Source organism: Bacillus sp. S10(2024), from assembly GCF_050473865.1.
GTDB lineage: Bacteria > Bacillota > Bacilli > Bacillales > Bacillaceae_G > Bacillus_A.
Map to the genome: position 1 here is coordinate 1,735,436 of NZ_JBFLUR010000002.1, position 22,384 is coordinate 1,757,819.

General features: G+C 34.5%; 20 protein-coding genes. 8 read left to right on the forward strand and 12 right to left on the reverse strand.

The features are described 5' to 3' along the window. Positions 1 to 76: 76 nt before the first annotated feature. The gene (locus AB1280_RS08935; RefSeq protein ID WP_272190602.1) at positions 77 to 220 is read right to left on the reverse strand and encodes a hypothetical protein; all 144 of its coding nucleotides are present in this window, start codon (positions 218 to 220) and stop codon (positions 77 to 79) included. Positions 221 to 620: 400 nt separating this feature from the next. Here AB1280_RS08935 and AB1280_RS08940 point away from each other — a divergent pair, with 400 nt between their 5' ends. Both AB1280_RS08940 and msrA read left to right on the forward strand, forming a co-directional pair. After that, on the forward strand, positions 621 to 1,748 hold the full coding sequence (locus AB1280_RS08940) for a CapA family protein (RefSeq protein WP_272190604.1): 1,128 nt from the start codon (positions 621 to 623) through the stop codon (positions 1,746 to 1,748). A 93-nt stretch (positions 1,749 to 1,841) separates the two neighbouring features. Further along, positions 1,842 to 2,384, forward strand: coding sequence for a peptide-methionine (S)-S-oxide reductase MsrA (msrA, locus tag AB1280_RS08945; protein WP_272190605.1), 543 nt, complete (start codon positions 1,842 to 1,844; stop codon positions 2,382 to 2,384). A 108-nt stretch (positions 2,385 to 2,492) separates the two neighbouring features. Here msrA and AB1280_RS08950 read toward each other — a convergent pair whose 3' ends face one another. Both AB1280_RS08950 and AB1280_RS08955 read right to left on the reverse strand, forming a co-directional pair. After that, on the reverse strand, positions 2,493 to 3,131 hold the full coding sequence (locus AB1280_RS08950; protein ID WP_429755616.1) for a FusB/FusC family EF-G-binding protein: 639 nt from the start codon (positions 3,129 to 3,131) through the stop codon (positions 2,493 to 2,495). A 368-nt stretch (positions 3,132 to 3,499) separates the two neighbouring features. Further along, positions 3,500 to 3,763, reverse strand: a complete 264-nt coding sequence (locus AB1280_RS08955; RefSeq protein ID WP_272190608.1) for a CD3324 family protein — start codon at positions 3,761 to 3,763, stop codon at positions 3,500 to 3,502. Between the two features lie 461 nt (positions 3,764 to 4,224). Between AB1280_RS08955 and AB1280_RS08960 the strand changes: the two genes are divergently transcribed. Further along, positions 4,225 to 5,859, forward strand: coding sequence for a putative polysaccharide biosynthesis protein (locus AB1280_RS08960; RefSeq protein ID WP_272190610.1), 1,635 nt, complete (start codon positions 4,225 to 4,227; stop codon positions 5,857 to 5,859). A 71-nt stretch (positions 5,860 to 5,930) separates the two neighbouring features. Here the strand turns inward: AB1280_RS08960 and AB1280_RS08965 are convergent, their stop codons facing one another. After that, a complete protein-coding gene (locus AB1280_RS08965) occupies positions 5,931 to 7,139 on the reverse strand; it encodes an MFS transporter (protein ID WP_272190611.1) in 1,209 nt (402 codons plus the stop codon). A 259-nt stretch (positions 7,140 to 7,398) separates the two neighbouring features. Here AB1280_RS08965 and AB1280_RS08970 point away from each other — a divergent pair, with 259 nt between their 5' ends. After that, positions 7,399 to 7,962, forward strand: coding sequence for a GNAT family N-acetyltransferase (locus AB1280_RS08970; RefSeq protein WP_429755617.1), 564 nt, complete (start codon positions 7,399 to 7,401; stop codon positions 7,960 to 7,962). A gap of 52 nt (positions 7,963 to 8,014) precedes the next feature. Here AB1280_RS08970 and hflX read toward each other — a convergent pair whose 3' ends face one another. Further along, positions 8,015 to 9,277, reverse strand: coding sequence for a GTPase HflX (gene hflX, locus AB1280_RS08975; protein ID WP_429755618.1), 1,263 nt, complete (start codon positions 9,275 to 9,277; stop codon positions 8,015 to 8,017). Between the two features lie 859 nt (positions 9,278 to 10,136). Here hflX and AB1280_RS08980 point away from each other — a divergent pair. Continuing rightward, on the forward strand, positions 10,137 to 10,292 hold the full coding sequence (locus AB1280_RS08980; RefSeq protein ID WP_429755619.1) for a hypothetical protein: 156 nt from the start codon (positions 10,137 to 10,139) through the stop codon (positions 10,290 to 10,292). 291 nt (positions 10,293 to 10,583) lie between these two features. Here the strand turns inward: AB1280_RS08980 and AB1280_RS08985 are convergent, their stop codons facing one another. Both AB1280_RS08985 and AB1280_RS08990 read right to left on the reverse strand, forming a co-directional pair. Further along, a complete protein-coding gene (locus AB1280_RS08985; RefSeq protein ID WP_272190616.1) occupies positions 10,584 to 11,384 on the reverse strand; it encodes a polyphosphate kinase 2 family protein in 801 nt (266 codons plus the stop codon). 249 nt (positions 11,385 to 11,633) lie between these two features. Continuing rightward, positions 11,634 to 12,587, reverse strand: coding sequence for a DUF4179 domain-containing protein (locus tag AB1280_RS08990; protein ID WP_429755620.1), 954 nt, complete (start codon positions 12,585 to 12,587; stop codon positions 11,634 to 11,636). Positions 12,588 to 13,166: 579 nt separating this feature from the next. Here AB1280_RS08990 and AB1280_RS08995 point away from each other — a divergent pair. Next, entirely contained in the window at positions 13,167 to 14,990 is a 1,824-nt protein-coding gene (locus AB1280_RS08995; protein WP_272190630.1) for an APC family permease, read from the forward strand. Positions 14,991 to 15,254: 264 nt separating this feature from the next. On the opposite strand, the gene AB1280_RS09000 is transcribed toward AB1280_RS08995, so the two are convergent. Further along, positions 15,255 to 15,767 carry a protein kinase gene (locus AB1280_RS09000; protein WP_272190621.1) on the reverse strand — a complete coding sequence of 171 codons (513 nt, stop codon included), beginning with the start codon at positions 15,765 to 15,767 and terminating at the stop codon, positions 15,255 to 15,257. Between the two features lie 321 nt (positions 15,768 to 16,088). On the opposite strand from AB1280_RS09000, the gene AB1280_RS09005 reads away from it, so the two are divergent. Continuing rightward, positions 16,089 to 16,490 carry an SMI1/KNR4 family protein gene (locus AB1280_RS09005; protein ID WP_272190622.1) on the forward strand — a complete coding sequence of 134 codons (402 nt, stop codon included), beginning with the start codon at positions 16,089 to 16,091 and terminating at the stop codon, positions 16,488 to 16,490. 410 nt (positions 16,491 to 16,900) lie between these two features. Here the strand turns inward: AB1280_RS09005 and AB1280_RS09010 are convergent, their stop codons facing one another. Together AB1280_RS09010 and AB1280_RS09015 are read right to left on the reverse strand one after the other, a co-directional pair. After that, a complete protein-coding gene (locus tag AB1280_RS09010) occupies positions 16,901 to 18,175 on the reverse strand; it encodes an MFS transporter (protein WP_429755621.1) in 1,275 nt (424 codons plus the stop codon). Positions 18,176 to 18,605: 430 nt separating this feature from the next. Next, positions 18,606 to 19,184 (reverse strand): GNAT family N-acetyltransferase, encoded by a 579-nt coding sequence (locus AB1280_RS09015; RefSeq protein WP_272190624.1) that lies wholly within the window; start codon positions 19,182 to 19,184, stop codon positions 18,606 to 18,608. Positions 19,185 to 19,682: 498 nt separating this feature from the next. Between AB1280_RS09015 and AB1280_RS09020 the strand changes: the two genes are divergently transcribed. Beyond that, positions 19,683 to 20,156 carry a hypothetical protein gene (locus tag AB1280_RS09020; RefSeq protein WP_272190625.1) on the forward strand — a complete coding sequence of 158 codons (474 nt, stop codon included), beginning with the start codon at positions 19,683 to 19,685 and terminating at the stop codon, positions 20,154 to 20,156. Between the two features lie 264 nt (positions 20,157 to 20,420). Here AB1280_RS09020 and AB1280_RS09025 read toward each other — a convergent pair whose 3' ends face one another. Further along, positions 20,421 to 20,933: a GNAT family N-acetyltransferase gene (locus AB1280_RS09025; protein ID WP_429757316.1), complete on the reverse strand. Its 513-nt coding sequence runs from the start codon at positions 20,931 to 20,933 to the stop codon at positions 20,421 to 20,423. Positions 20,934 to 21,267: 334 nt separating this feature from the next. Further along, on the reverse strand, positions 21,268 to 22,305 hold the full coding sequence (locus AB1280_RS09030) for an SDR family oxidoreductase (RefSeq protein WP_429755622.1): 1,038 nt from the start codon (positions 22,303 to 22,305) through the stop codon (positions 21,268 to 21,270). Between the last annotated feature and the right edge of the window lie 79 nt (positions 22,306 to 22,384).

Below are 22,384 nucleotides of genomic sequence, written 5' to 3' on the forward strand. Positions count from 1 at the left end.
CCTGAAAAGACGAATAAATCTGAATATTATCATTATAAAACAAGATACTATTGTCCTTAAAGAGAAATTTCTATTTTCATTTTAATTTTAATAAAATCCCCTTCAAATCTAGCGTTCCACAAATTTGTAACATCATCGAATGATAATAATTCATACCTTTTCCTCCAATCCCCCTCTTGTTCTGAGCGAGCCGCTTCCGCTTTTCTTTATAAGTCGACATGACCTGCTCTCGCTTTTTCCTTTTGTTTTAAACCTCGCATGTGGCAGGAGAAAGCCCCTACCGCTTCTATGCATGGCCAGATGCTCTCGTTCTCCCCTATAAGGAAAGGGGCTTTTATGTCGGTTTTTCAATTTGTATTTATATAGGACATTGCATTTCTCTTCATATTTTGACATTTTACTAAAAAATTCAATATTGCTACTTTTCTTAATATACATTGTCATTTAAAATTATAAGTAGAATTATAGATTTATAAAAAATCAGTATATGAAACTCCCCCATTGTTCTAATGAAACCTCTCGTGTTACCTTAATATCAAAATCACTAATAATTAATATTTAAATATACTTCAAAATTAATGTTGCTAAATATTATTAACTTTATAAGGAAAGGACTACTTATGAAAATTCGCAAAAGAACATTACTAAAACGCACGATAGTATTAGCCGTACTTTTTACCCCGATAGTCTTATTGATCAACTATGCGCTAAGTTCAGAAACGAAAAATGAGCAAAATACAGGGATAAAAAATAAGCAAACAGCACAAGGAAAAGAGCAAACAAAAAAACCGAAAGAAGATCCTGAGATTACTCTTACATTCTCCGGTGATACAATGTTTGATTGGCAATTGCGCCCTGTTATTCAAAGTAAAGGTGCTGATTATCCATTTCAGCATGTAAAACCGGAAATAGAAAAAGCGGACTACTCATTTGTAAATTTAGAATCTGCGTTTACAACTCGCGAGAAAAAATATCCCGGCCAACTGTTTTGGATTAAAAGCGATCCTTCTACACTAAAAGCGATTAAAAATACAGGCTATGATATTGTTAATATTGGAAATAACCATACACTCGATTATTTTCAAGACGGCTTATTGGATACCATTTCACATGTTGAAAAAATGGGATTTCCGTATATCGGTGCAGGAAAAAATGCAAAAGATGCATATACAGCGAAAGAAGTTACAATTAAAGGTAAAAAATTTAAATTCCTCTCTTTCGTTCGTTTTATGCCCGATACTACATGGGTAGCTACAGATAACAAACCTGGTATTGCAAATGGTTACGATTTAAACCTTGTCACAAAAACAATTAAAGAACAAAAGAAAGATGCCGATTATATGATCGTGTATATGCATTGGGGCGTCGAAAAAACAAATCGTCCTGCTGCTTATCAAAAAGAATATGTACAAAAAATAGTAGAAGCAGGTGCAAATGCGATTGTAGGAAGCCATCCTCACTGGTTACAGGGCTTTGAATATTACGACAAAGTTCCTGTTGCATACTCACTTGGAAACTTTCTCTTCCCTGATTATGTAAAAGAACATAGTGCAGAAACTGGAGTTCTAACGATTAAATTTAAAGGAAACGACGTCCGCATGTCATTTAATCCTTATATGATTCGTAATAACCAAATCACGCCGCTTCAAGGTACAGAAAAACAAAATATGTTGCAATATTTACAGTCTATTTCCAACGATGTACAAATTAATCAAAATGGAGATATTATGAATAAACGTGCACAATAATTTTTTTACTAACCTTCCTGACTTTTCTCTTGCGGTGATTCAAAACATATACGATACTATATGAAACATATCAATTTAAGGGGATTAGATACGATGGAAGAAAAACAATATGAACTTGCAACTTTTGCAGGCGGTTGCTTTTGGTGTATGGTCAAACCATTTGATGAATTGCCTGGTATACATAAAGTCCTTTCAGGTTATGCAGGAGGACATGTTGAAAACCCAACATATGAAGAGGTAAAATCAGGGGAGTCTGGACATTTAGAAGTCGTTCAAATTACATTTGATCCTACTATATTCCCTTTTCAAAAGTTATTAGATTTATATTGGCCACAAATCGATCCAACAGATGATGGTGGCCAATTTTTCGACCGAGGTCCATCATACCGTACAGCAATTTTTTATCATAATGAAGGACAAAAAGAACTTGCTGAAAAATCGAAGTTAGCATTAGCAGAAAGCGGTATGTTTAAAGACCCAATTGTAACAGAAATTCGCCCAGCTGCTCCATTCTATGTGGCTGAAAAATATCATCAACATTTTTATAAAAAGAATCCAGAGAAATATGCACAAGAACGGAAAGAATCTGGTCGCGAAGAATTTATTAAGGAAAATTGGCAAAAGAATAATAAATAAACATTTTTTAAGACTGATGAAAAGTTGTTTCATCAGTCTTTTTAGACATTAATAATATATAATTCATGCCATATAAAAAGGATGATAAAAGATCACCCTTTTCTGTACTTATTTTCTCAATCTCTCAATAAAATCATTTAATTTATCCAGTGAAGTCATATTCTGATTACACACTATACTATCTTTACAAATATAGTTTCCCTTTTTAACAAAGGTACCAGGTACATCACCTTTTATTTCAACAAGAAACATTCCCACTTCTTCATGTTTATGGCACAATGAACAAATGCTTTTTTTGTTTATACTTTGAAATGTACCTTGCACACCTACAAGCTTATTATCTTTACGAGCTATTATGAACTTTCTGTTTGATCCTTTATCAATCCAACTTAGATAAGATGTCTCTTTCATATTGATTTCTTCCATTTCAGGCAGTTTAAGCTTTTTAGCCTTAGGAAATAATTTTTTTAATGTTTGCTCGGACATTTCTTGAAACGGTATGACATACGGCGATAACTTGAGCAAAAATGATTCTGCATCCTCTCTATTTTGAATCGTCAAAATCATATCCATTAATTCTTTTTGTTCATCTGTCAGATTTTCAAACAGATGTAGTACTTTTTCTATCGCCAGAGATTTCAGTGCTGCAATAACTCCCTTATCATTCGCAGTTGCATGTCCATTCACTAGAATATAAGCTTGTGATTTTATAAAATTGTATTGATCACTTCTAATAAAGGCTTTCATTTCTATCACTCCATACAAAATTGTTTATCTATTTTATATTTTATACAATGAATTTGCTTTATAAAATGCAGAAAATCATTTAGAAACAAACTTTACATAAAAAAGCACTACGTATTTATATAAAATACACAGTGCCAATGATTGATCTTTATTTATCCCGCTATTCGCGGACAGTGATACTCCCACCTCAAAATTCGACGAAAGCATTGTCCAGCTCCAGTGGCTAGAATGTTCGGTGGCTTCGCTTCACATTCTGAACGAGCCACTTCCGCTTGTTAGGCGGGAGATAAACTGGTGGCATGCGCCCAATTGGTGAGGGCTAATAATCAGTGGGGGATGAAGAAAACCCCACTGATTAAAGTTTCACTTTATTTCGAGTACACTATTTTTTTTATAGTTTCAATGGAGAGAAAATACTCTTCAGCTAGTTGATGAATTGAAGTTCCGTTTTGAAAAGCATGTTTAATTGCTCGATTTCGATCATCAAGTTGCTTTCTTCCTCCAGAGCGCGTGCCCCACTTATGATAAGAACTTTCTTGTTTTGGAATATAAATCGTTTCACCTTGTACATACTTTTGAATTTCTATAATTAACTGTTCCGGTAAAACAGTCGCTGCTTTTACATATTTCATTTCCGCTCGCCCCTTATTTTTTATGTTTCATCTAAATAAGGTGCAAAGCCAAATATAAGAGAAATGATACAAGTCCATTGAGGCGATTGTATGTTTAGATCTCTACCTCATGCAAAGTATCGCCGTTTCCATACCTGGCTTTGCATGAGACGCTGCAGTATCTAGCAATTTCATTGTAATTGCCATATCAACACCCCCTAATATATCTTTTGAATCAACCTTATTATATGATAAATTTTTCCTAATTGCACCTTCATTTCTTTTTAACGATCGTGGTATTAAGAATCGCTTTGTTTATCTGATTTTTCACAAAATTAAAACTTCATACTAAAAATTCGCAAACAAACACACTTTGTAGAAATTCTGTAATAATAAATTTAGTATTTTACTTTATAAAATACTAAGACAAGTTTATAGTAGAAAAAGATGATTCTTAAGCAACCAGAGTAGGAGGAAGTATTTTGTCTACTTCAAAAGTATTAAAAGGCACCGCCCTGCTAAGCGGTGCAACAATGATTTCACGTATTTTAGGTTTTATTTATTTCTTCCCATTCCAAGCTTTAGTCGGGAGTCAAGGAGTTGCTTTATATTCTTATGCGTACTCCTGGTATGGGATTTTACTAAGCTTTTCAACGGCAGGTATTCCAATCGCCGTTTCTAAATTCGTTGCCAAATATAACGCTTTAGGAGATTACAGTACAAGTAAAAAGTTATACAACTCAAGTTTAAAAGTAATGATGTTTATGGGATTCCTTGGTTTCTTAATTTTATTTTTCGGCGCACCTTACGTATCGGAATTAATTATCCGTTCTAAAACACCTGAACCTGGATTTGTCGAAGATGTAACATTAACAATGCGCGCGCTAAGCTTTGCACTTATTATCGTGCCAGCAATGAGCGTTACCCGCGGTTATTTCCAAGGTTTTCAATATATGAAACCAAGTGCTGTTTCACAAGTTGTGGAACAAATTGCACGTGTTATTTTTATTTTAGTTGGAAGCTTTATCGTTTCTAAACTATTAGGCGGATCAGTCGCATCTTCTGTAGCAGTTGCAACATTTGGCGCGGTTATTGGAGCAATTGCCAGTGTTTCCATGCTCATTATGTACTGGAAAAAATACAATGGACTTCGCCCACCAGAAGGAGAAAGAAAAACACGCTCTTCTTCATTATCCTTAACAAAGATTTATATGGAACTGCTTCGATATGCGATTCCAATTGTCTTTGTAGGTATTGCCATTCCACTTTATACATTAGTGGATCAATATACAGTTGCTGATGCACTGCGAGCAATAGGCACACCGCTTGATAAAGCAAACGCTGTGTTCGCTTACATTACAAACTATGCTCAAAAGTTGATTATGATACCAGCATCACTAGCAACAGGGTTTTCACTTTCAATCATCCCGGCAATTACACAGTCATTTACGGGTGGCAAATTAGATGAGCTGCAAAACCAAATTGAAAAGATTTTCACAGTCTTATTATTTTTCACGATTCCAGCATCATTTGGACTTGCGAGCATCGCGTACGATGCATTTCGCATGGTATATTTCGATCACAATACAGCATTAGATGGGTCACAATATTTAATCTCATATGCACCATCTGCTGTTATGAGTGCGATTTTCACCGTATCAGCTGCTATTTTACAAGGCATTGATTATCAGCGTAAAACAATGATTGCTTTCACTGCTGGTATTCTTGTAAAAGTTGTTGTCAACACACCACTTCTATACCTACTCGGTGGACACGGCGCTGTATTAGGAACTATACTTGGTTACCTCGTTTCTGATGTAATCATGTTATACTGCATTGTAAAATATACAAAGTTTAACATCGTAAAAACTGGTAAAACGATATTACTTATTACTATTTACTCGGCTGCAATGTCTGCTGTAGTAGTTGGCGCAAAAGTGTTATTAAAATGGTTAATTCCTGGACAATCATATATAGAGTCGTTATTAATTGTGGTCGTGTGCGGTGCTCTTGGCGGAATTGTTTACTTCGCTTTTGTATTTACAAGTGGACTCGCTTCTGACATTCTCGGTGATCGTATCAATCGACTGCCACTGTTGAAGAAATTAAAACGATAAAAATTAAAGAGGTGTAACTGGAAATATAAGTTACACCTCTTTGTATTAATATGAAATAAATCTTTTCATGTTTACATCTTCTTACGGTCATTTGGCAATAACCATGATGATAACCCAATTAACGGTAACATGCTGCATAGTATCATAATAAAGTTAAGACTGTATATATCTGCTAATTTTCCGAGTATAACTGCTCCTAACGCACCTAGTCCAAATGCAAGCCCAACAATTAATCCAGATACCATACCAACCTTTCCTGGAACAAGCTCCTGTGCATACACAACAATCACACTAAAGCTACTAGAACTAATAAACCCTATGCAAAGAAACAATGGAACAACCCAAACTAGTGAAACGTGCGGCAATAACAGCGCTAAAGGTGCTGAACCAAGCATGGAAAAAACAATAATATTTCGCTTTCCAAACCGATCTGCTAACGGCCCACCAAAGAACGTTCCAAGTACGCCAGCAATCATGAAAGCAAATACGTAAAACTGTGCATTTTTAATAGATAATCCATAATGCTCGATTAAATAAAATTGATAAAAGTTTCCAATCCCTGCTCCATACCATGAGCGAACAAACGTTAAAAATACAAGTAAAACAATAACAAACTTAATTCGGCTACTTATTACTAAACTGTCAGCTTCTAGCGCAGCACGCTTCTTCCTTCTTACAGCCCCGCTCACTAACTCTCCTTTATACCACGTTGAAACAAAGTATAGTAAAATAACTCCAACCATCGCAAAGCCTGTAAACCATACTGCACCAATTTGTCCAAGTGGAACAAATACAAGTGCCGTAAAAATTGGCGCAAGCGAGTTCCCTGTATTTCCCCCTACTTGATAAATGGATTGTGCTAAACCACGCTTTGCTCCTGCTGCCATATAAGCAACACGTGCGCCTTCTGGATGAAAGACTGCGGATCCAAGTCCAATAAATAAAACAGATAAGATAACAATAAAAAAGTTCGGTGCAAACGCAAGTCCAATCATCCCAAGCATGCTTGAAAACATTCCTAGCGGCAGCAAAAACGGGGAAGGCTTCTTATCTGAATACATCCCAAACACCGGTTGCATAATAGATGATGTCATATTGAGAGCAAAGGCAATCCACCCCACCTGCATATAGGATAAATTCATCGACTTTTCTAAAATAGGAAACAACGCCGGTACAACCGCCTGCATCGAATCGTTAAGAAAGTGCCCTAAACTAATCGCAAATAAAATACGGTAAAGCGTTGGTGTATTCATCGCATTCGGCTTTGCTATTGTCTGCATGCTACACGCTCCTCTCCTCTTGTGCTGAAAACAACCTCTGCATATGTTTCACACACTTTTATTTTTCTGACTTTTTAAACAAAACCTATTCTATACCTCTTCTTCCTTTTTTTCCACTTCTGTGCTTACTACATTGCGAAATGAACGTAACTCCTAAAACCTAGTAAAACTTCATTTTCATTAAAATTCAGAAAAAACATTTACCATATACATCCATTCGTGTATCATAATATAAAATAACAAATAAGGAGCGTTTCTTATGAATCCACTGCTATTAGATTTCCCCTCTGAGTTCTATACGGAAAGACTTCTCATAAGGATGCCAAGACCCGGAGATGGAAAAGAAGTATATAACGCTATCAATGAATCTATAGAAGAATTAAAACCTTGGATGCCTTTTGCTCAAAAAGAACAAACAGAACAAGAAGTAGAAACAAATATTAGAGATTCTCACGTAAAATTTTTGGCACGTGAAGATTTACGATTACTCATTTTCCTTAAAGACACAGGAGAGTTTGTTGCCTCTTCAGGGTTACACCGCATTAACTGGGATATTCCGAAATTTGAAATTGGTTATTGGATTCACTCCCGTTTTAGCGGAAAAGGCTACATGACAGAAGCTGTTACAGGAATTGTAGATTTTGCTTTTCATGAATTACGAGCAAATCGAATAGAAATTCGCTGTGACTCAAGAAATGTCAAAAGCCGTGCCATACCAGAAAGGTTAGGTTTTAAATTAGAAGGTATCTTAGAGAATAATAGTGTATCAATAGATGGGACTGAATTAAGAGATACATGTATATATGCAACGAAAAGATCATGAAAAGAAGAGCTACTTTCCAGCAGCTCCTCTTTTCCTATTTCATGTGAATTTTTTAGCGTATTGCATACCTTTTATACTTTTCGAAATCACTCATTTTACATTCCACGGTAATCTTCGTACCTTCATTTTCATAGTCTGTCGATAAAACGTTAGCATGCTCGTTAAAATAAGAAATTAGGTGTCCTTGATCATAAGGAATTAACATTTCACACTTTGTATAATCTTTATAAATTTGTGTGCGAATCATATGCACAAGCTCATCAATACCTACTTTTTGTTTCGCAGACAAATATACCCGATCATCTTGTACTTTTGGAATTTCAATATCAATAACGTCTGCTTTATTATAAGCATAAATTGCCTGGATATTTTCCACGCCGATTTTTTTTAACGTTTGATTTGTAATATCAATAAGATGCTCGTAGTTTGGATTTGCATAATCAACAACGTGAACCAATAAATCAGCCTCCGCTACTTCTTCTAACGTCGAACGGAACGCTTTTACAAGATGATGCGGCAATTTACTAACGAATCCAACGGTATCTGTTAATAAAAATGATTTGTTATCTGGCAATTGAATATTTCGCACAGCTGTTTCAAGCGTCGCAAACAACATATCTTTTTCAAATACTTGCTTCTCTGCAGATCCGTTAAATATTTCAAGCATTGCATTCATCGTTGTTGATTTCCCGGCATTTGTATACCCTACTAATGCAACAACAGGCACTTCATTTTTCTTACGCTGTTTACGCTGCGTTTGACGCTGTGCAACAAGTGCTTCTAACTCTTTATTTAATGCGGCAATTTGCTCTTCAATCTTACGGCGATCAAGCTCTAACTTCTTTTCCCCTACACCTTTGTTTTTCGTACCAACACCACCGCTTTGTCTTCCTAACGATTCACGGAGGCCAATTAAACGAGGCATCATATATTGTAAATGAGCTACTTCAACCTGTAATTGCGCTTCTTTCGTCTTAGCACGCTGCGCAAAAATATCTAAAATTAAAATCGTACGATCAATCACTTTACAATCTAAATCTGCTTCTAAATTTCGAATTTGTGAAGGCGATAACTCATCATTAAAAATGACCAAATTCGCATCCGCTTCTTTCACGAACGCTGACACTTCTTCAATCTTACCCGTTCCAATATAATGAGATGGATTTACACGATGTAAATTTTGCGTCACTTTCCCTATCACTTCTACATCGCAAGCTTCTGCTAAGTTCGCTAACTCCTCCATTGAATATTCGAAATCACTTTCACTATTTAAATTCACTCCGACTAATATTGCTTTTTGTACTAATTGTTCCATATATTTATTCCTCCATTTCGATTACGCGCAAACTAAAAAACACAAGCTGCTGCCTGTGTTTTTCATAAACGGATGAGAGCACAACAAATAAACATAAAAAGCATCGCTTCTCACTTGTTCAATGGTCGTCAAATCCAGCATCATACAACATAAAAATGTTTGTATACATGCATCGCATCATTCTGTTTTAAAGGTAAAACAAAAAAGAGGGCGTATTCGTCCTCCCCTCTTTTCACATATAAGTTCAATAGGGTTCCTTTAAAGAGACAGACCAATCCCGTTTACTCTGTACACAGACAGAGCCTTTGAGCGCTATTCAATTATTGGCACAAAGTATTGAGACGTAATCTGATTAAGATCAAAGGAGACCCCTCCGTTCATTAAAAGTTACATAAATTTTAGCATAGTTATGTAGCTGACACAAGAATAAATTCCATTTACTAACATAAAGAAAATCGCCATTTTTCTAGTTTATTCATCATTTTTGCAACTTCCCTTCATTTGTCCTATCCAATTTTTACAGCAATAATATGAACAACCATTTGAATTCATACACTTTAAATAAATTAAAAAAACTAAAGTTATTAATAATCTGATAAAATTTGTATAAAATAGCAATCTCTTTTAATACAAGAAAATATGGTTTTCTCAAAAGAACATACTAATTATCAATGGTCCACAAAAATCAAGCACAATTACTAAAGACTCCAAAAATAATCAGTAATTTCGAAAGTATATCATGTTTTTCTTGGAAGCATTAGAGTAACATTGTTTCTTTCACTCACAATTATAAAAAACAAAATGATATCTACTACGCTCTACCTTGATAAATCCCAAATTATGTTACGGAGGAATTTGTTTGAAATATAACAGACTAGGACAATCAGGTTTAAAGATTAGTGAAATTAGTTTAGGTAGTTACTTAACATTTGCAAAAAATGGGACAGAAAAAGATGCTTATAAACAAATCCCTGAAGAAGCTCTAATAGAAATTGAGCATGTACTATTAAAATGAGAAAGCTTGCAGATTGTTTAGGTTCTACTTTTAAAATTTACGTTTACTAAAGTGCACACCTTAAAGAATTATCTAGTGTTATATTCATTGATTATTTTTTCAGCAATACCGCTAAACTAAGTGTACAAAAGAATGAACTTACTTCATATCTACTAAAGATTAAGCCATAATTATTTCACAACAACCATTCCTAAAATATAAAGGACGGTCCCACAAAAGTAAGACCGCCCTTTATATTACTATATTTTTTCTTCCACTATTCCCTACATACATATTCTTATCTTTAACAACTTACATTTTCATTTGTTCATCTTCCTCTTGCTTTTCTTCTTTCATTTCATGATAGTATGATGGTAGTTCTATATCGTGTTCTAAGAAATAATCTTCAATTAATGAAATGATCACTTTCAATGTTTTCACACGTGCATACAACTTATCATTACCAGGTATAATATGCCACTTTGCATTTGGTTTGTCTGTTTTTTCAAACATATCTTCCATAGCCTCGACATATTCATTCCACTTTTCACGATTGCGCCAATCTTCATCTGTGATTTTCCATTTCTTAAGAGGATTTTGTTCTCGTTCTTTAAATCGAGCTAACTGTTCATCCTTACTAATATGATAGAAGAACTTTGCTACTATGTAACGATCATCTGTTAATAGTTTTTCAAAATCATTGATTTCACCGTATGCCCTAGTCCACTCTTCCTTTGTAGCAAAACCCTCTACACGTTCAACCAATACACGACCGTACCATGAGCGATCGAAAATTGTGATTTGACCATATTGCGGGATTTTTCGCCAAAATCGCTGCATATAATGATAGCGTTTTTCATGGGGAGCAGGTGCACCAATAGGATTTACTTGCAGGCCGCGCGGGTCAAGATGCTCGGTAATTCGTTTAATTGCACCGCCTTTTCCAGCAGCATCCCAGCCTTCCATAGCCAAAATAACAGCTATTTTTTCATTACGTAAAATCTGCTGCAATGCCAGTAAACGCATTTGATATTTTTCCAGCTTCTTATTATATATTTTTTTTGATTCTATTCTTTCCGTTAAATCTATTTTTGCAAGACGATCTTTTTTCACAATAAAATCCTCCTTTTCAAACAATTAACACTATTTTAACATAATTTTCAGTATTTTGCGTATACATATATCGAATAACAACACGCATTACATATGCTTTAATTATTTACAGCATCTATAAAGAACTTTATTATGTAAAGCATTGTTTTCCTTATGGCTTCAGGTATTCCACCATCACTCTTAATAATTTTGTTACTAGCATACAAAGGATTGTCCTACTTCAAGAAAACAGTCCTTTCGTTTACTATGTTATTTTTCCAATTCGACAACGATATCTTTTAATACAATATTTTCTTCTTGGCTACCGATTTTCTTTAGTATATTAAATTTACTTTCTCCAGTCCCTCCTGCTTCTCCATAATTATCAGCATTGTGATTACTTAACATAATATAAGGAGTTATAATAAGTTTTGTTGCATTCTGATTGATTTTTTGAAATGTTTTACTCCCATTCAAAGTATAAGAACTTTCATCACGTATACTCCCGTTTCCTTCCCCGGCATAACGATTCCCTAAATCATCTTTAATTCTCAAATCAACATATACTTCATCCCATCTATTTTTCATATACTCGGAAACTTCTTGTTTATACGAAACGATAAATGACATCGGTGATATGGATAGCTTCTCAATAGATACCTTTACTCCATCTTGTTCTACACTACTATGAATTAGTTTTTCTTTACTTTTCATTGCACTTAAAGTGAAGTCAAAGTTCCAATTCCCTTTTATTTCTTTTTGTGTATTTGAATTTGTAATACTATCTATTGTCCATTGCATATTTACACTATCTTCTGTAGTACCTTCCAAATTACTAGCAGTTATTAAACCTACATACTTATGTTCATCTACTTTTTTAATCCCATTACTTCCCGATACGCCTCCAGCCCCTTTTATTTTTAGAAAATCCAAAGTAAATGAATTGTCACCTAAATCTTGATCACTTTCAATAGAGTACGTTAAAGATACTTTCTGTCCATCATAAATCGCATTATGTATAGTGAATTTAATTCCGTTACTCTCCTGAGTAAGATTAAGTTCATTCGAGTACTTCTTATACTCATGATAAAGTCCTGGTCCTTCCTCTTTCGTTATTTTAACTTCGTTATGAAGTACAACTCTTTCGTTATCAAAAAATCTAAAAATATCTCTTATAATGGGAATACTTACCGCAGAAGCAGGAAACGTTAATCCCAATGGCAAAGTAATTGATGACCATATTTACGAGTTTGATATGGGAAGCGGCTTTATTGCTTTTCGTAGAAATATCAAATTTTATCCATGTAAAGAAATAGACATTCATCCTCTTATTGATCAACTATCTTTTATTCAAGATAAGAAAAAGTGGGGATATCCATTTAGATATGGACATCTCAAAATAAACAAAGAAGATTTTACGTTAATAACACGAGAAATGGGTATCGAAACCTTTGAATTCCCTACTTGATAAGAATTTAAAAGAAACAAGTCTTCAACATATCGAAGGCTTGTTCCTTAATCAAACAGATATTCATTTTCACATATAGCAAGTATTACGTAAGAAATTGAATATAAGTTGCAGCCTCATACTTTATTTTACAATTTTAAACCCCAGATTTAGTCAATCCCTTTCATTTTCTCTCTTCTCTATATCCATTTTTTTATAGAGTAAAAAGGTTATTCTGTCACTATTTTGTCAATTTACTATTAAAAAAGAATGAATTCATAATAAAAATATCTATTCACCCACTGCCAATTGTGATATTCTGTTCATTGGAAAATTTACAAATTGGTGGTGCATCCATGTTTTCAGCGTTCAAAAGGTTTTTAATTGGTAGACCTCTTAAATCAAATGCATTAGGTGAACAAAAATTAAATAAGTTAAAGGCATTAGCCATTCTTTCATCTGATGCTCTTTCTTCTGTTGCTTATGGAACAGAACAAATTTTAATTGTTCTTGCAACAATTGGATCGGTCGCTTTTTGGTATTCTATTCCAATCGCAATCGGCGTTCTCGTTTTGTTAACGGCACTTATTTTATCGTACAGACAGATCATTTATGCCTATCCACACGGCGGAGGAGCTTACGTTGTTTCCAAAACAAATATAGGTATAAATGCGGGTCTTATTGCCGGGGGATCCTTACTGGTAGATTATATTCTTACCGTAGCTGTAAGTGTATCCGCAGGGACAGATGCAATTACATCCGCATTTCCAGCTTTACATCAGTACACTGTAATAATCGCTGTAATACTTGTTATTTTTATTACCATTCTGAATCTTAGAGGTGTAACAGAATCAGCTTCTGTTCTAGCTTATCCTGTCTATCTCTTCGTATTAGCACTTATCGTATTAATTACTGTTGGAGTCTTTAAAATTGCCACTGGACAAGCGCCGGCATCTTTACATACCCCAATTGGTACGGTAGCACCAGGAATTACATTATTCTTTTTATTAAAAGCATTCTCATCTGGATGTTCTGCATTAACAGGGGTAGAAGCGATTTCAAATGCAATTCCTAACTTTAAGGCACCAGCTGCTAAAAATGCAGCGACTACTTTAGTGATGATGGGAGCAATTCTTGCAGTCTTATTTACTGGTATCACCGTTTTGGCATATTGGTACGGTATTGCTCCAAAACACAATGAAACTGTTGTCTCCCAAATTGCTTCGGATATATTCGGAAGAAATTATGTGTATTATTTTATCCAAGGAACAACTGCACTTATTTTAGTATTAGCTGCTAATACGGGATTCTCCGCATTCCCATTGTTAGCTTTCAACCTAGCATCAGATAAATATATGCCTCGTATGTTTTTAATGCGCGGTGATCGATTAGGCTATTCAAATGGAATTATGACTTTGGGAATCGCTTCTATCATTTTAATTATTGCGTTTCAAGGAAAAACAGAACAATTAATCCCGCTGTACGCAGTTGGTGTGTTCCTTCCTTTCACCTTGTCACAAACGGGAATGATTATAAAATGGTTGCGTGAAAAACCAGCAGGTTGGTTGCCTAAATTACTAACAAATTTAGTAGGTGCACTTATTTCATTATCGGTTTTACTTATTTTCTTTATCACAAAGTTTACACAAGTATGGTCTGTTGTTATATTCCTACCAATTATTGTGTATATCTTTCATTGTATCCATAAACATTACGATTCAGTTGGAGAACAATTACGTATCGATCCAAATGAAATTCCTCACAAAATCGAAGAAAACATTGTCATCGTACCTGTTGCAGGAATTACAAAGGTAGTTGAACAATCCATTAATTACGCTGAGGCCATTGGTGATACTGTCATCGCTGTATACGTAGCCTTCGATAAAGAAAGTGAAATAAAAATGCAGCAAAAATGGAAAGAATGGAAGCCGAATGTTCGTCTTATTACAGTCGTTTCTTCTTATAGAAGCATAATGAGACCTATTACAAAATTAATAGCTATCATCCAAGATAAAGCAGTAGAAAATCATCATTCAGTTACTGTTCTCATTCCACAGTTTATAACAAAGAAAAGTTGGCATAACTTTTTACACAACCAATCAAGTGTTTTATTAAGGATATACCTTTTATATAAAAAGAATGTTATTGTTTCAACTGTTCCGTATCGATTTAAAAAATAGAACAATAGAAACTATTAAAAGTTTCTATTGTTCTATAAAGAAGCGACCCCTAACTATAAATAAGTTAGGGGTCGTGTTTTTGTTTATTTAATTCTTCTATTTCTCCGCCCGTGTTTACACCTTATATGGAGCAGGAGTAGTGTTCTAAGTAAAATCAATGAGTAAGCGTTGTGAGTTTTTCTTATTTCTTAGTTTTCACATCACATTGTTAACATGATTACGGACAAACCTTCTTGTTACCAAATAATTTTTCTTCAATTCTTTCTATCTAACCCACTTATTTTTCATTACTTTGAAATACAGCTTTTCAAATTCCCTAAAATACTTACTGTAAACGCCTAACGTCTCAATATATGTATTAATAACTTCGCTTAAATCAAAATGAACACCATCTTTAGCTAAGTCATAGCTATCATCCAGACTATATAAATCAAAATATTCATCTTCCCAATGCAATCCCCTGTTAACTAAAAGTCTGGTGGTGCATTTAGTTGATTCTTCAATCGTCAGTTCATTTTCTTTTAGTTTTTCATGAATGACGGAAAGAGTTAATTTAACAGTGTATTCTTCAGCAACTGTGCTACTAAACTCAAATAACTTCCCTTCAATATCATCTATCTTTGCTTTAGACATTAAGGATATCTCAATTATTTCATATGGCGGACTGTCACTTGCCTCAATCAATTTATCACACCATTGAATTACTTCAGCTTTACTCCACAATCCACAGCAAAGCCCTAAGCCATAAATACGGGTTAATTTTCGAACTAACTCCAAAGCTTCTCACCTTCAATTCTTCATACGCATCTTTATTTAATTTTAACTCTAAAATATGATAAGTTCATTAAGAATTACAGATTTTAGAGAATCAGAACAACACGTCAATGTTGCTATAAGAAAAAATGAAGTATATAGTAAATTTAAATAGTCCTATTGTATTGTGCCAATAATAGTAAGCCTGTATTTCTAGAATTAATATATATAGGTAACTACAAAAATCACATAATATTTGTGGTTTATAAGAAAAAAATTAAAGTCAGCGAATGCATGTAGAAATATAATATGGGATTTTCAAAAAATTATTTGGAGTGTTGAGATGTGGTATACAAAGAGATCCTAAAAAAAATCCATGATACACCTACTGATTATAAATTTGATAAATTAATTGATTCCGTTATTGATGAAGACTCAATGTTGGATGGTATTCCCCAAGATTATATTGACTTCTTAAAAGAAGTTGGATATGGATCTGTTTCTGATGGATATTTTATGTTTTATGGAGGACTAATCGAAGCTGATGAAATATATGATGCAGATGACAACCCAGAAATAAAAGACATTTTATTATTTGGTGATAACTTTTCTGGTGATGCAATAGGCTTTCAAACTACAAATAACTGGTCAATTGTTGAAATCTGGCATGAGGACTTATCAATTGTACCAAGAGACGAAAAAAGTTTTAGAGAATTAGCTGAAAAAATATTTTTGAGAGAATTATAGATCCGTTTAATGATCACTTTATTTAAAACAGAAAAAGCATTCCACTAATAACTTTGTGAGATGCTTTTTTAATTAACCCAATTTATTCTCTGCCTCTTCTCTCTTTTTATGTCCAACTACAAAGCAAAGACAATTCTTCTATTTAATGCGAAAGAATAACTTTATAATTTTTATATTTTAATCACATCAAATTATAGTGATAGCGGAGATGTATCTACACAAGAAAGCCACACTGATTTATCATTATCAAAAATAAATAAAGGCAATGTGATATCACCGTTTCAGAATCCAAACATGAAACTAGATGGTATCAAAAGGATCTCCTTTTTAATTTCTTTAGTAAATATCTATCCATCTTTTTCTCTATTAGTGCCATTCCATCTACAAAACTTTCTGGCCCTCTACTCTATTTAATGCTCTCTATCATTTCTAGACCATATCACAACAGGAATAAGCAATAAAGCTAAAGCTCCTCCAGCTAATGATAATACTGCATAACTTGAATTAGCTACCACCATGCCGGACATCGCTCCACCAGAAGCCCCTGCCAACGCAATAAAAACGTCCACTTTTCCTTGCGTCTTTGCACGTGTTACAGGTTCTGTTGAATCAACAATTTGAGCCGTTCCACTTATTAAACCGAGATTCCATCCTAATCCTAGTAAAGAAAGGGCAACAACCAGAAGTATTAAAGAATCGCTCGGGGCAATAGCAGCTAACACCCCAGCACTAAGTAGTATAACTCCGGAAGCAATGCTCATTGCCATTCGACCAATCTTATCAACAAGGATTCCTGTAACGAGTGATGGAAGGTACATTGCGCCTACATGAAACCCAATGACAAGACCCACTTCACTTAAGCCATGACCGTGGTGTTTCATATGTAAAGGAGTCATCGTCATAATAGCAACCATGACAACTTGCGTAAGTATCATAACGATTGCCCCAACTGTAATGCCTCTTTTATTTGTTATTAATTTTTTAGCTATCGAATGCTCTTTATATATATGCTTCTGTTTATATATTTCTATCATGTTTGCTACAAGTAATGGATCTGGACGAAGCATAACGAAAAGTACGAGACCCGCTAAAAGAAATGCAGCTGCTGATAATATGAAAGGACCAGCAAGTTCAGGAATACCAATAGAACGAGCAAAACTCCCCATTACACCTACTAAGTTTGGTCCCGCTACCGCACCAAAGGTCGTCATAACCATTGTAATACTAATAGCAGTTGCCCTTTGCTTCTCATTTGCTAAGTCTGTACCGGCATAACGAGCTTGTAAATTTGTGGCTGTACCTGCACCATAAATCAGCAGGGAAGCAAGTAAGAGAATAATACTATTTGTTAAAGCGGAAATTACCACTCCAATAGCCCCAAGCCCTCCTACCATAAATCCTGTCGCGAGCCCTATTCGACGCCCATAACGTTGCGAAAGCCTTCCTACTATGAAAGCGGCTCCTGCCGATCCCATTGTAAATATAGCAGCTGGCAACCCTGCGAATGCATCTGTCCCAAGCATTTGCTGTGCGAGAAGTGCGCCTACCGTAATTCCAGCAGCTAACCCCGCACCACCAAACATTTGTGAAATACTCACGATTACTAACGTCCGTTTATATAACTTTTGTTGTTCTTCTACTGTATACATATGATTCATTATTGAATCATCAGCTTTATCTAGCATTCCCTCACCTTCCTTATAAAAAATCTCCCCTTTTTTAAATGTACTATGATTACTGTTTCATATTCAATAGCATTTCCATTCGTTCTTTTTGTTCTAAAAGAGAAAAACAAAAAACTGCCCAAATCATACGTATAATATATTATAATTTCAATATAATAATATTTAATTTTAATAATAATTTTATTATTTATTTTCATCTTAATTTTCTGTACTATTTCAATCATTTCATCAGGACTTACTTCTTGTCCCTTAATATCAATACGGACTGTTTGTTTTATTCCTTCAATTAGAAAAGGCGCAAATCGCAACTCTTTTCATTATGTTTCTTCTTATTTCATTACATAACATATACCAAACAGAACTCCTACTAAAAATAATATGTCGTTTCCACAACTTAAAACCGTAACTTTCACGATTCTATCTAAATTATTTAGTAATTTTTCTGAAGTAAGAGCTGCAAATTCTCTTTAATAGTAAGCCATTCCTTAGAAATAACACTATAAACACAGGCATCTCTTGTTTGTCCTGTATATAAAGTTCTTTCATTTCGTAAGACGCCCTCCTTTATAGCTCCTAAACGCTCAATGGCTTTCTGTGCCCACTTATTTTGAAGGTCTGTCTTAATTTGAACTCGAACCATCTGTAATGTTTCAAAGGCATGCCTTAATAATAAATATTTACACTCTGTATTAATACTTGTTCTTTGAACACTAGGAGCATAGAATGTATAGCCTAACTCCAATGTTTTATAATCAGCAGATATATCGTATAGGCGAGTGCTACCAACGATACTGTTAGTAAACTGGTCTACAACAACAAACGGAAGTACAGTGCCTTCTTTATAACTTTCTAAAGCTTCTTTCACCATCTCTTCCATATCATGTTGGCTTCTCATTTGTCTTGGCATATACGACCAAAGAGAAGGTGTCTCCTCAATAATTTTATATAATTGTTCGGCATGTTCTAATTGCATGAGCTGAAGTTTTACCCGATTTAGAGTAAGTTCCATACTAGACTCCCCTTTTCTTACATGTTTAGTCTATATCCTTATTCATTATGTACTCTGTTTGTACTTCATTGACAGCTTGCTCAAATGTAGTCTTGTTTTTTAAACTTCTAACAATCTAATTAAATATTCATCTGCTACAACCTATTCTATCAACTGGATATACAACGGTTGTTTACCATTTGGTTGAAAGTCTTTAAATATTTGAATGAGCACCCTTTAAATATTGCCTTAAAAAAGAAAAGAGAAAAAGGGCCACGCGGCGGGCTTTTATACCTGCCTGTGGTTCCATATTATGTTATGAGATGAAAATTCCACTTTTATAGTGTATGTCTATCTTATACAAGAAAACATTACAGACTCCTCTCTTTTCACATAATCAGTGCTATCGGGAGCAGATATTGTCTAATCCGTATTTTAACAATAATCATTTGATACATATTACCTTTTATTTAAAGAAATAGTAAATAAGATAAAATCCTATACTTTGGAGGTTGGAATATGCGAAAGATAACAGTTGTTCTTTTTTATATGGTATGTTTTATATTCAGTAGCAATATATTAACGGAAGCTTCCTCGTTTAGTAATCTTCCTATATCAAAGTCCTCTAAACATTGGCATTTGAAAATTGATAAAGCTGACGATGATCCAAGGCTTTCAAAACCAAAACCAGGCGTAGTAAATACATATAGTCTAGATGTGAAGAACCTAGGAAAAGATGTTTATAATTTAGATGTGGATATATACAGTAACTTTAACGATTCCAAGACTTTGCGGGGAAATATGGACGCGCTTGAGACTGAGAAAGCAGTCACCACTAATGAGTGTCATTTCCCTAATTTTCCTTTGTCAGTAACAGCCAAAGGTATTACGGTTATTGTTACATGGCAAGAGGAGCTACCAAAGACGTTAGAGAATGGTCAAAAAATACATGCAAGAAAATATAAAGAAATATTTGTGTTCGATCAAAAATAAATGATAAAAAGCTCTCTTTAAAATTAGAGAGCTTTTATCATTTATTCAAATATGAATATCATATATGTAAAATTGATATAACGAGTGTTATCGTAAGTTAAAAAACGAATCATTTCTTATCCACCTAATGACAATAAGAAATGCAATTTGTACTAAGCACCAAAAGTTAAACCTTTTTCGAAATGATTCCTCACTCTGGTTTTTCCTTTCGTTATTATCCAGTTTCAATACGACTTCAAATATAATTTTTGAAAACTTACTCAATCATAGTTCTATCCAGTAACGCTGAACAATTTCGCCAGTATCAGGGGAAATTACTTCATTTTCTAAGATACCTCCAACTTTTTGAATGGTTTTGGCAGAGCCGATATTTGCTTTGTCACAAGTTATCAACACTTTCTCCAATCCTAATTTTTTTGCTTCAAATAAAGAAAGCCGAAGTTGCTCAGCGGCGTAACCCTTTCGACGTTCGTTAGGGTGCACGCTATAACCGATATGTCCGCTCTCCATCAGTAATTCTGGCGTTAATCGATGGCGGATATTGATTAATCCGAGTAATTTCCCCTTTTCAATACTCAAAAACTGAGTGGATGGAACTCGATTTGATGGTAAATTTTCTCCTTTTTCTTGAATTTTGACCTTGTCAAGCCATTCATCAATGGAATCAAAGCGTTGTAAGGAACAACTGCCATATGGTTGCTCCCTTGAATTTAGGAATGCCTGCCGATAAGCCATGATTTGTTTGCTATGCTGATGTGTTGGTTTCACTAATTTCATTGTCATCATCTTTCTCCTATATCATTTTTTATTCCAGTTTATAACATTCAGAATAAATTGAATAGAATAAGAGAAGTTTTTTCTTTTTAGTTCCTCAGCACCAAACTTTTTATACAGGTTAATCCATTATATAGCTCGTTCAAGATATTCTTCAATAATATACAATTTAAATTCAAAATCAAAATAAACACCCCGTCTAAATTTAAAACGGGGCAAGAATATTTTTTGAAATCTAAATTTCATTACACAATCATATCAGATCTTTGGGAATCTTAATTTAGAAGGATCTATTTCCTTGCAAAATCTTTCTCTACTTGATGGGTATATACTCTCATCAAAATTTCTCCTTCTGAAACCAACCCTCTAGTAATTCGGTCTCTCTTTCTCTTGATATACCTGCCTTTCGTTCTGTATCCTGCCTCGATTTCTCCCATAGATACACATCACCAATAGTATCCTCAATAGGTCTAAAAGATAGACCAGCGTTAACAGCCTTTTCTATACTGATGAAAAAACTACCTTTCCACGGTTCTATCTCTCCTTCTAATGGGAAATTTTCAGGAATCCATAAAGGCAACTCCGTCCATGGCTTTACTTTATTCTCAATTATAAATTGTTCTTCTATCCATACAAATTCAGCATCGCTATTTGTTACTGCTTTACAACTATTTAATAATTCTTCTATCGTCAATTCATTATTCGGCCCTGTTACATTAAACTTGCCTACTTTTCTGCTTTCTGCCATATTGAATGCCCAGGTTGCCACATCTTTCACGTCAATCAGTTGAACAGGACGGTTTGAACGCCCTGGCACCATTATTTTTCCACCTTGTGCTACACGCTGAACCCAGTACGGGAGTCGATCTGAATAGTCAAATGGCCCAACAAGAAGCCCTGCTCTTATATGCAAAACACGCCCCGGCCAATGTTTTTCTACTTCTTCTTCACATAAAACTTTAAGTGCTCCATAATACTCGTAAGGAGAGATTTCCCCATCCTCAACCGCTTTCAACTTCTCACTAGGCGGCATATGCTGTAAATGATAACCTTCCTTAATATGAAGTGGAATCCAATCTTTGTAAGTGGAAATACTTGATATAAATGTATAATGTTCGATGTTATCTCCAAGTACAGCGGCAATTTTTTTAATTTGATGAGGAGCAAATCCACATGTGTCCATTACAACATCCCATTTTCGATTTGCTAAACATGATACATCACTGTCCCTATTGCCGGTTAGCTGCTCTACTTCAGGAAATATATCTTTATTTATGCCACGATTAAATAAGGTGACTTCATGCCCTCTTTTCAATGCTTCTTCTACTAAAGCTCTTCCTAAAAAACGAGTCCCTCCCAATATAAGGACCTTCATAAAATCCCCCCATTCATTTTAATAACCTATAAAATTAGCATTCACTTTATATAACGATTTTCCTACTGAAAAAGTTACG

Bases quoted from the DNA above. Each gene is read 5' to 3' on its own strand.
- AB1280_RS08995 (WP_272190630.1), top strand. From the start codon at position 13,167: ATGTTTTCAGCGTTCAAAAGGTTTTTAATTGGTAGACCTCTTAAATCA.
- msrA (WP_272190605.1), top strand. From the start codon at position 1,842: ATGGAAGAAAAACAATATGAACTTGCAACTTTTGCAGGCGGTTGCTTT.
- AB1280_RS08965 (WP_272190611.1), bottom strand. From the start codon at position 7,139: ATGCAGACAATAGCAAAGCCGAATGCGATGAATACACCAACGCTTTAC.
- AB1280_RS09025 (WP_429757316.1), bottom strand. From the start codon at position 20,933: ATGAAATTAGTGAAACCAACACATCAGCATAGCAAACAAATCATGGCT.
- AB1280_RS09020 (WP_272190625.1), top strand. From the start codon at position 19,683: ATGCGAAAGATAACAGTTGTTCTTTTTTATATGGTATGTTTTATATTC.
- AB1280_RS08955 (WP_272190608.1), bottom strand. From the start codon at position 3,763: ATGAAATATGTAAAAGCAGCGACTGTTTTACCGGAACAGTTAATTATA.
- AB1280_RS09030 (WP_429755622.1), bottom strand. From the start codon at position 22,305: ATGAAGGTCCTTATATTGGGAGGGACTCGTTTTTTAGGAAGAGCTTTA.
- AB1280_RS09010 (WP_429755621.1), bottom strand. From the start codon at position 18,175: ATGCTAGATAAAGCTGATGATTCAATAATGAATCATATGTATACAGTA.
- hflX (WP_429755618.1), bottom strand. From the start codon at position 9,277: ATGGAACAATTAGTACAAAAAGCAATATTAGTCGGAGTGAATTTAAAT.
- AB1280_RS08940 (WP_272190604.1), top strand. From the start codon at position 621: ATGAAAATTCGCAAAAGAACATTACTAAAACGCACGATAGTATTAGCC.
- AB1280_RS09015 (WP_272190624.1), bottom strand. From the start codon at position 19,184: ATGGAACTTACTCTAAATCGGGTAAAACTTCAGCTCATGCAATTAGAA.
- AB1280_RS08935 (WP_272190602.1), bottom strand. From the start codon at position 220: ATGTCGACTTATAAAGAAAAGCGGAAGCGGCTCGCTCAGAACAAGAGG.
- AB1280_RS08950 (WP_429755616.1), bottom strand. From the start codon at position 3,131: ATGAAAGCCTTTATTAGAAGTGATCAATACAATTTTATAAAATCACAA.
- AB1280_RS08970 (WP_429755617.1), top strand. From the start codon at position 7,399: ATGAATCCACTGCTATTAGATTTCCCCTCTGAGTTCTATACGGAAAGA.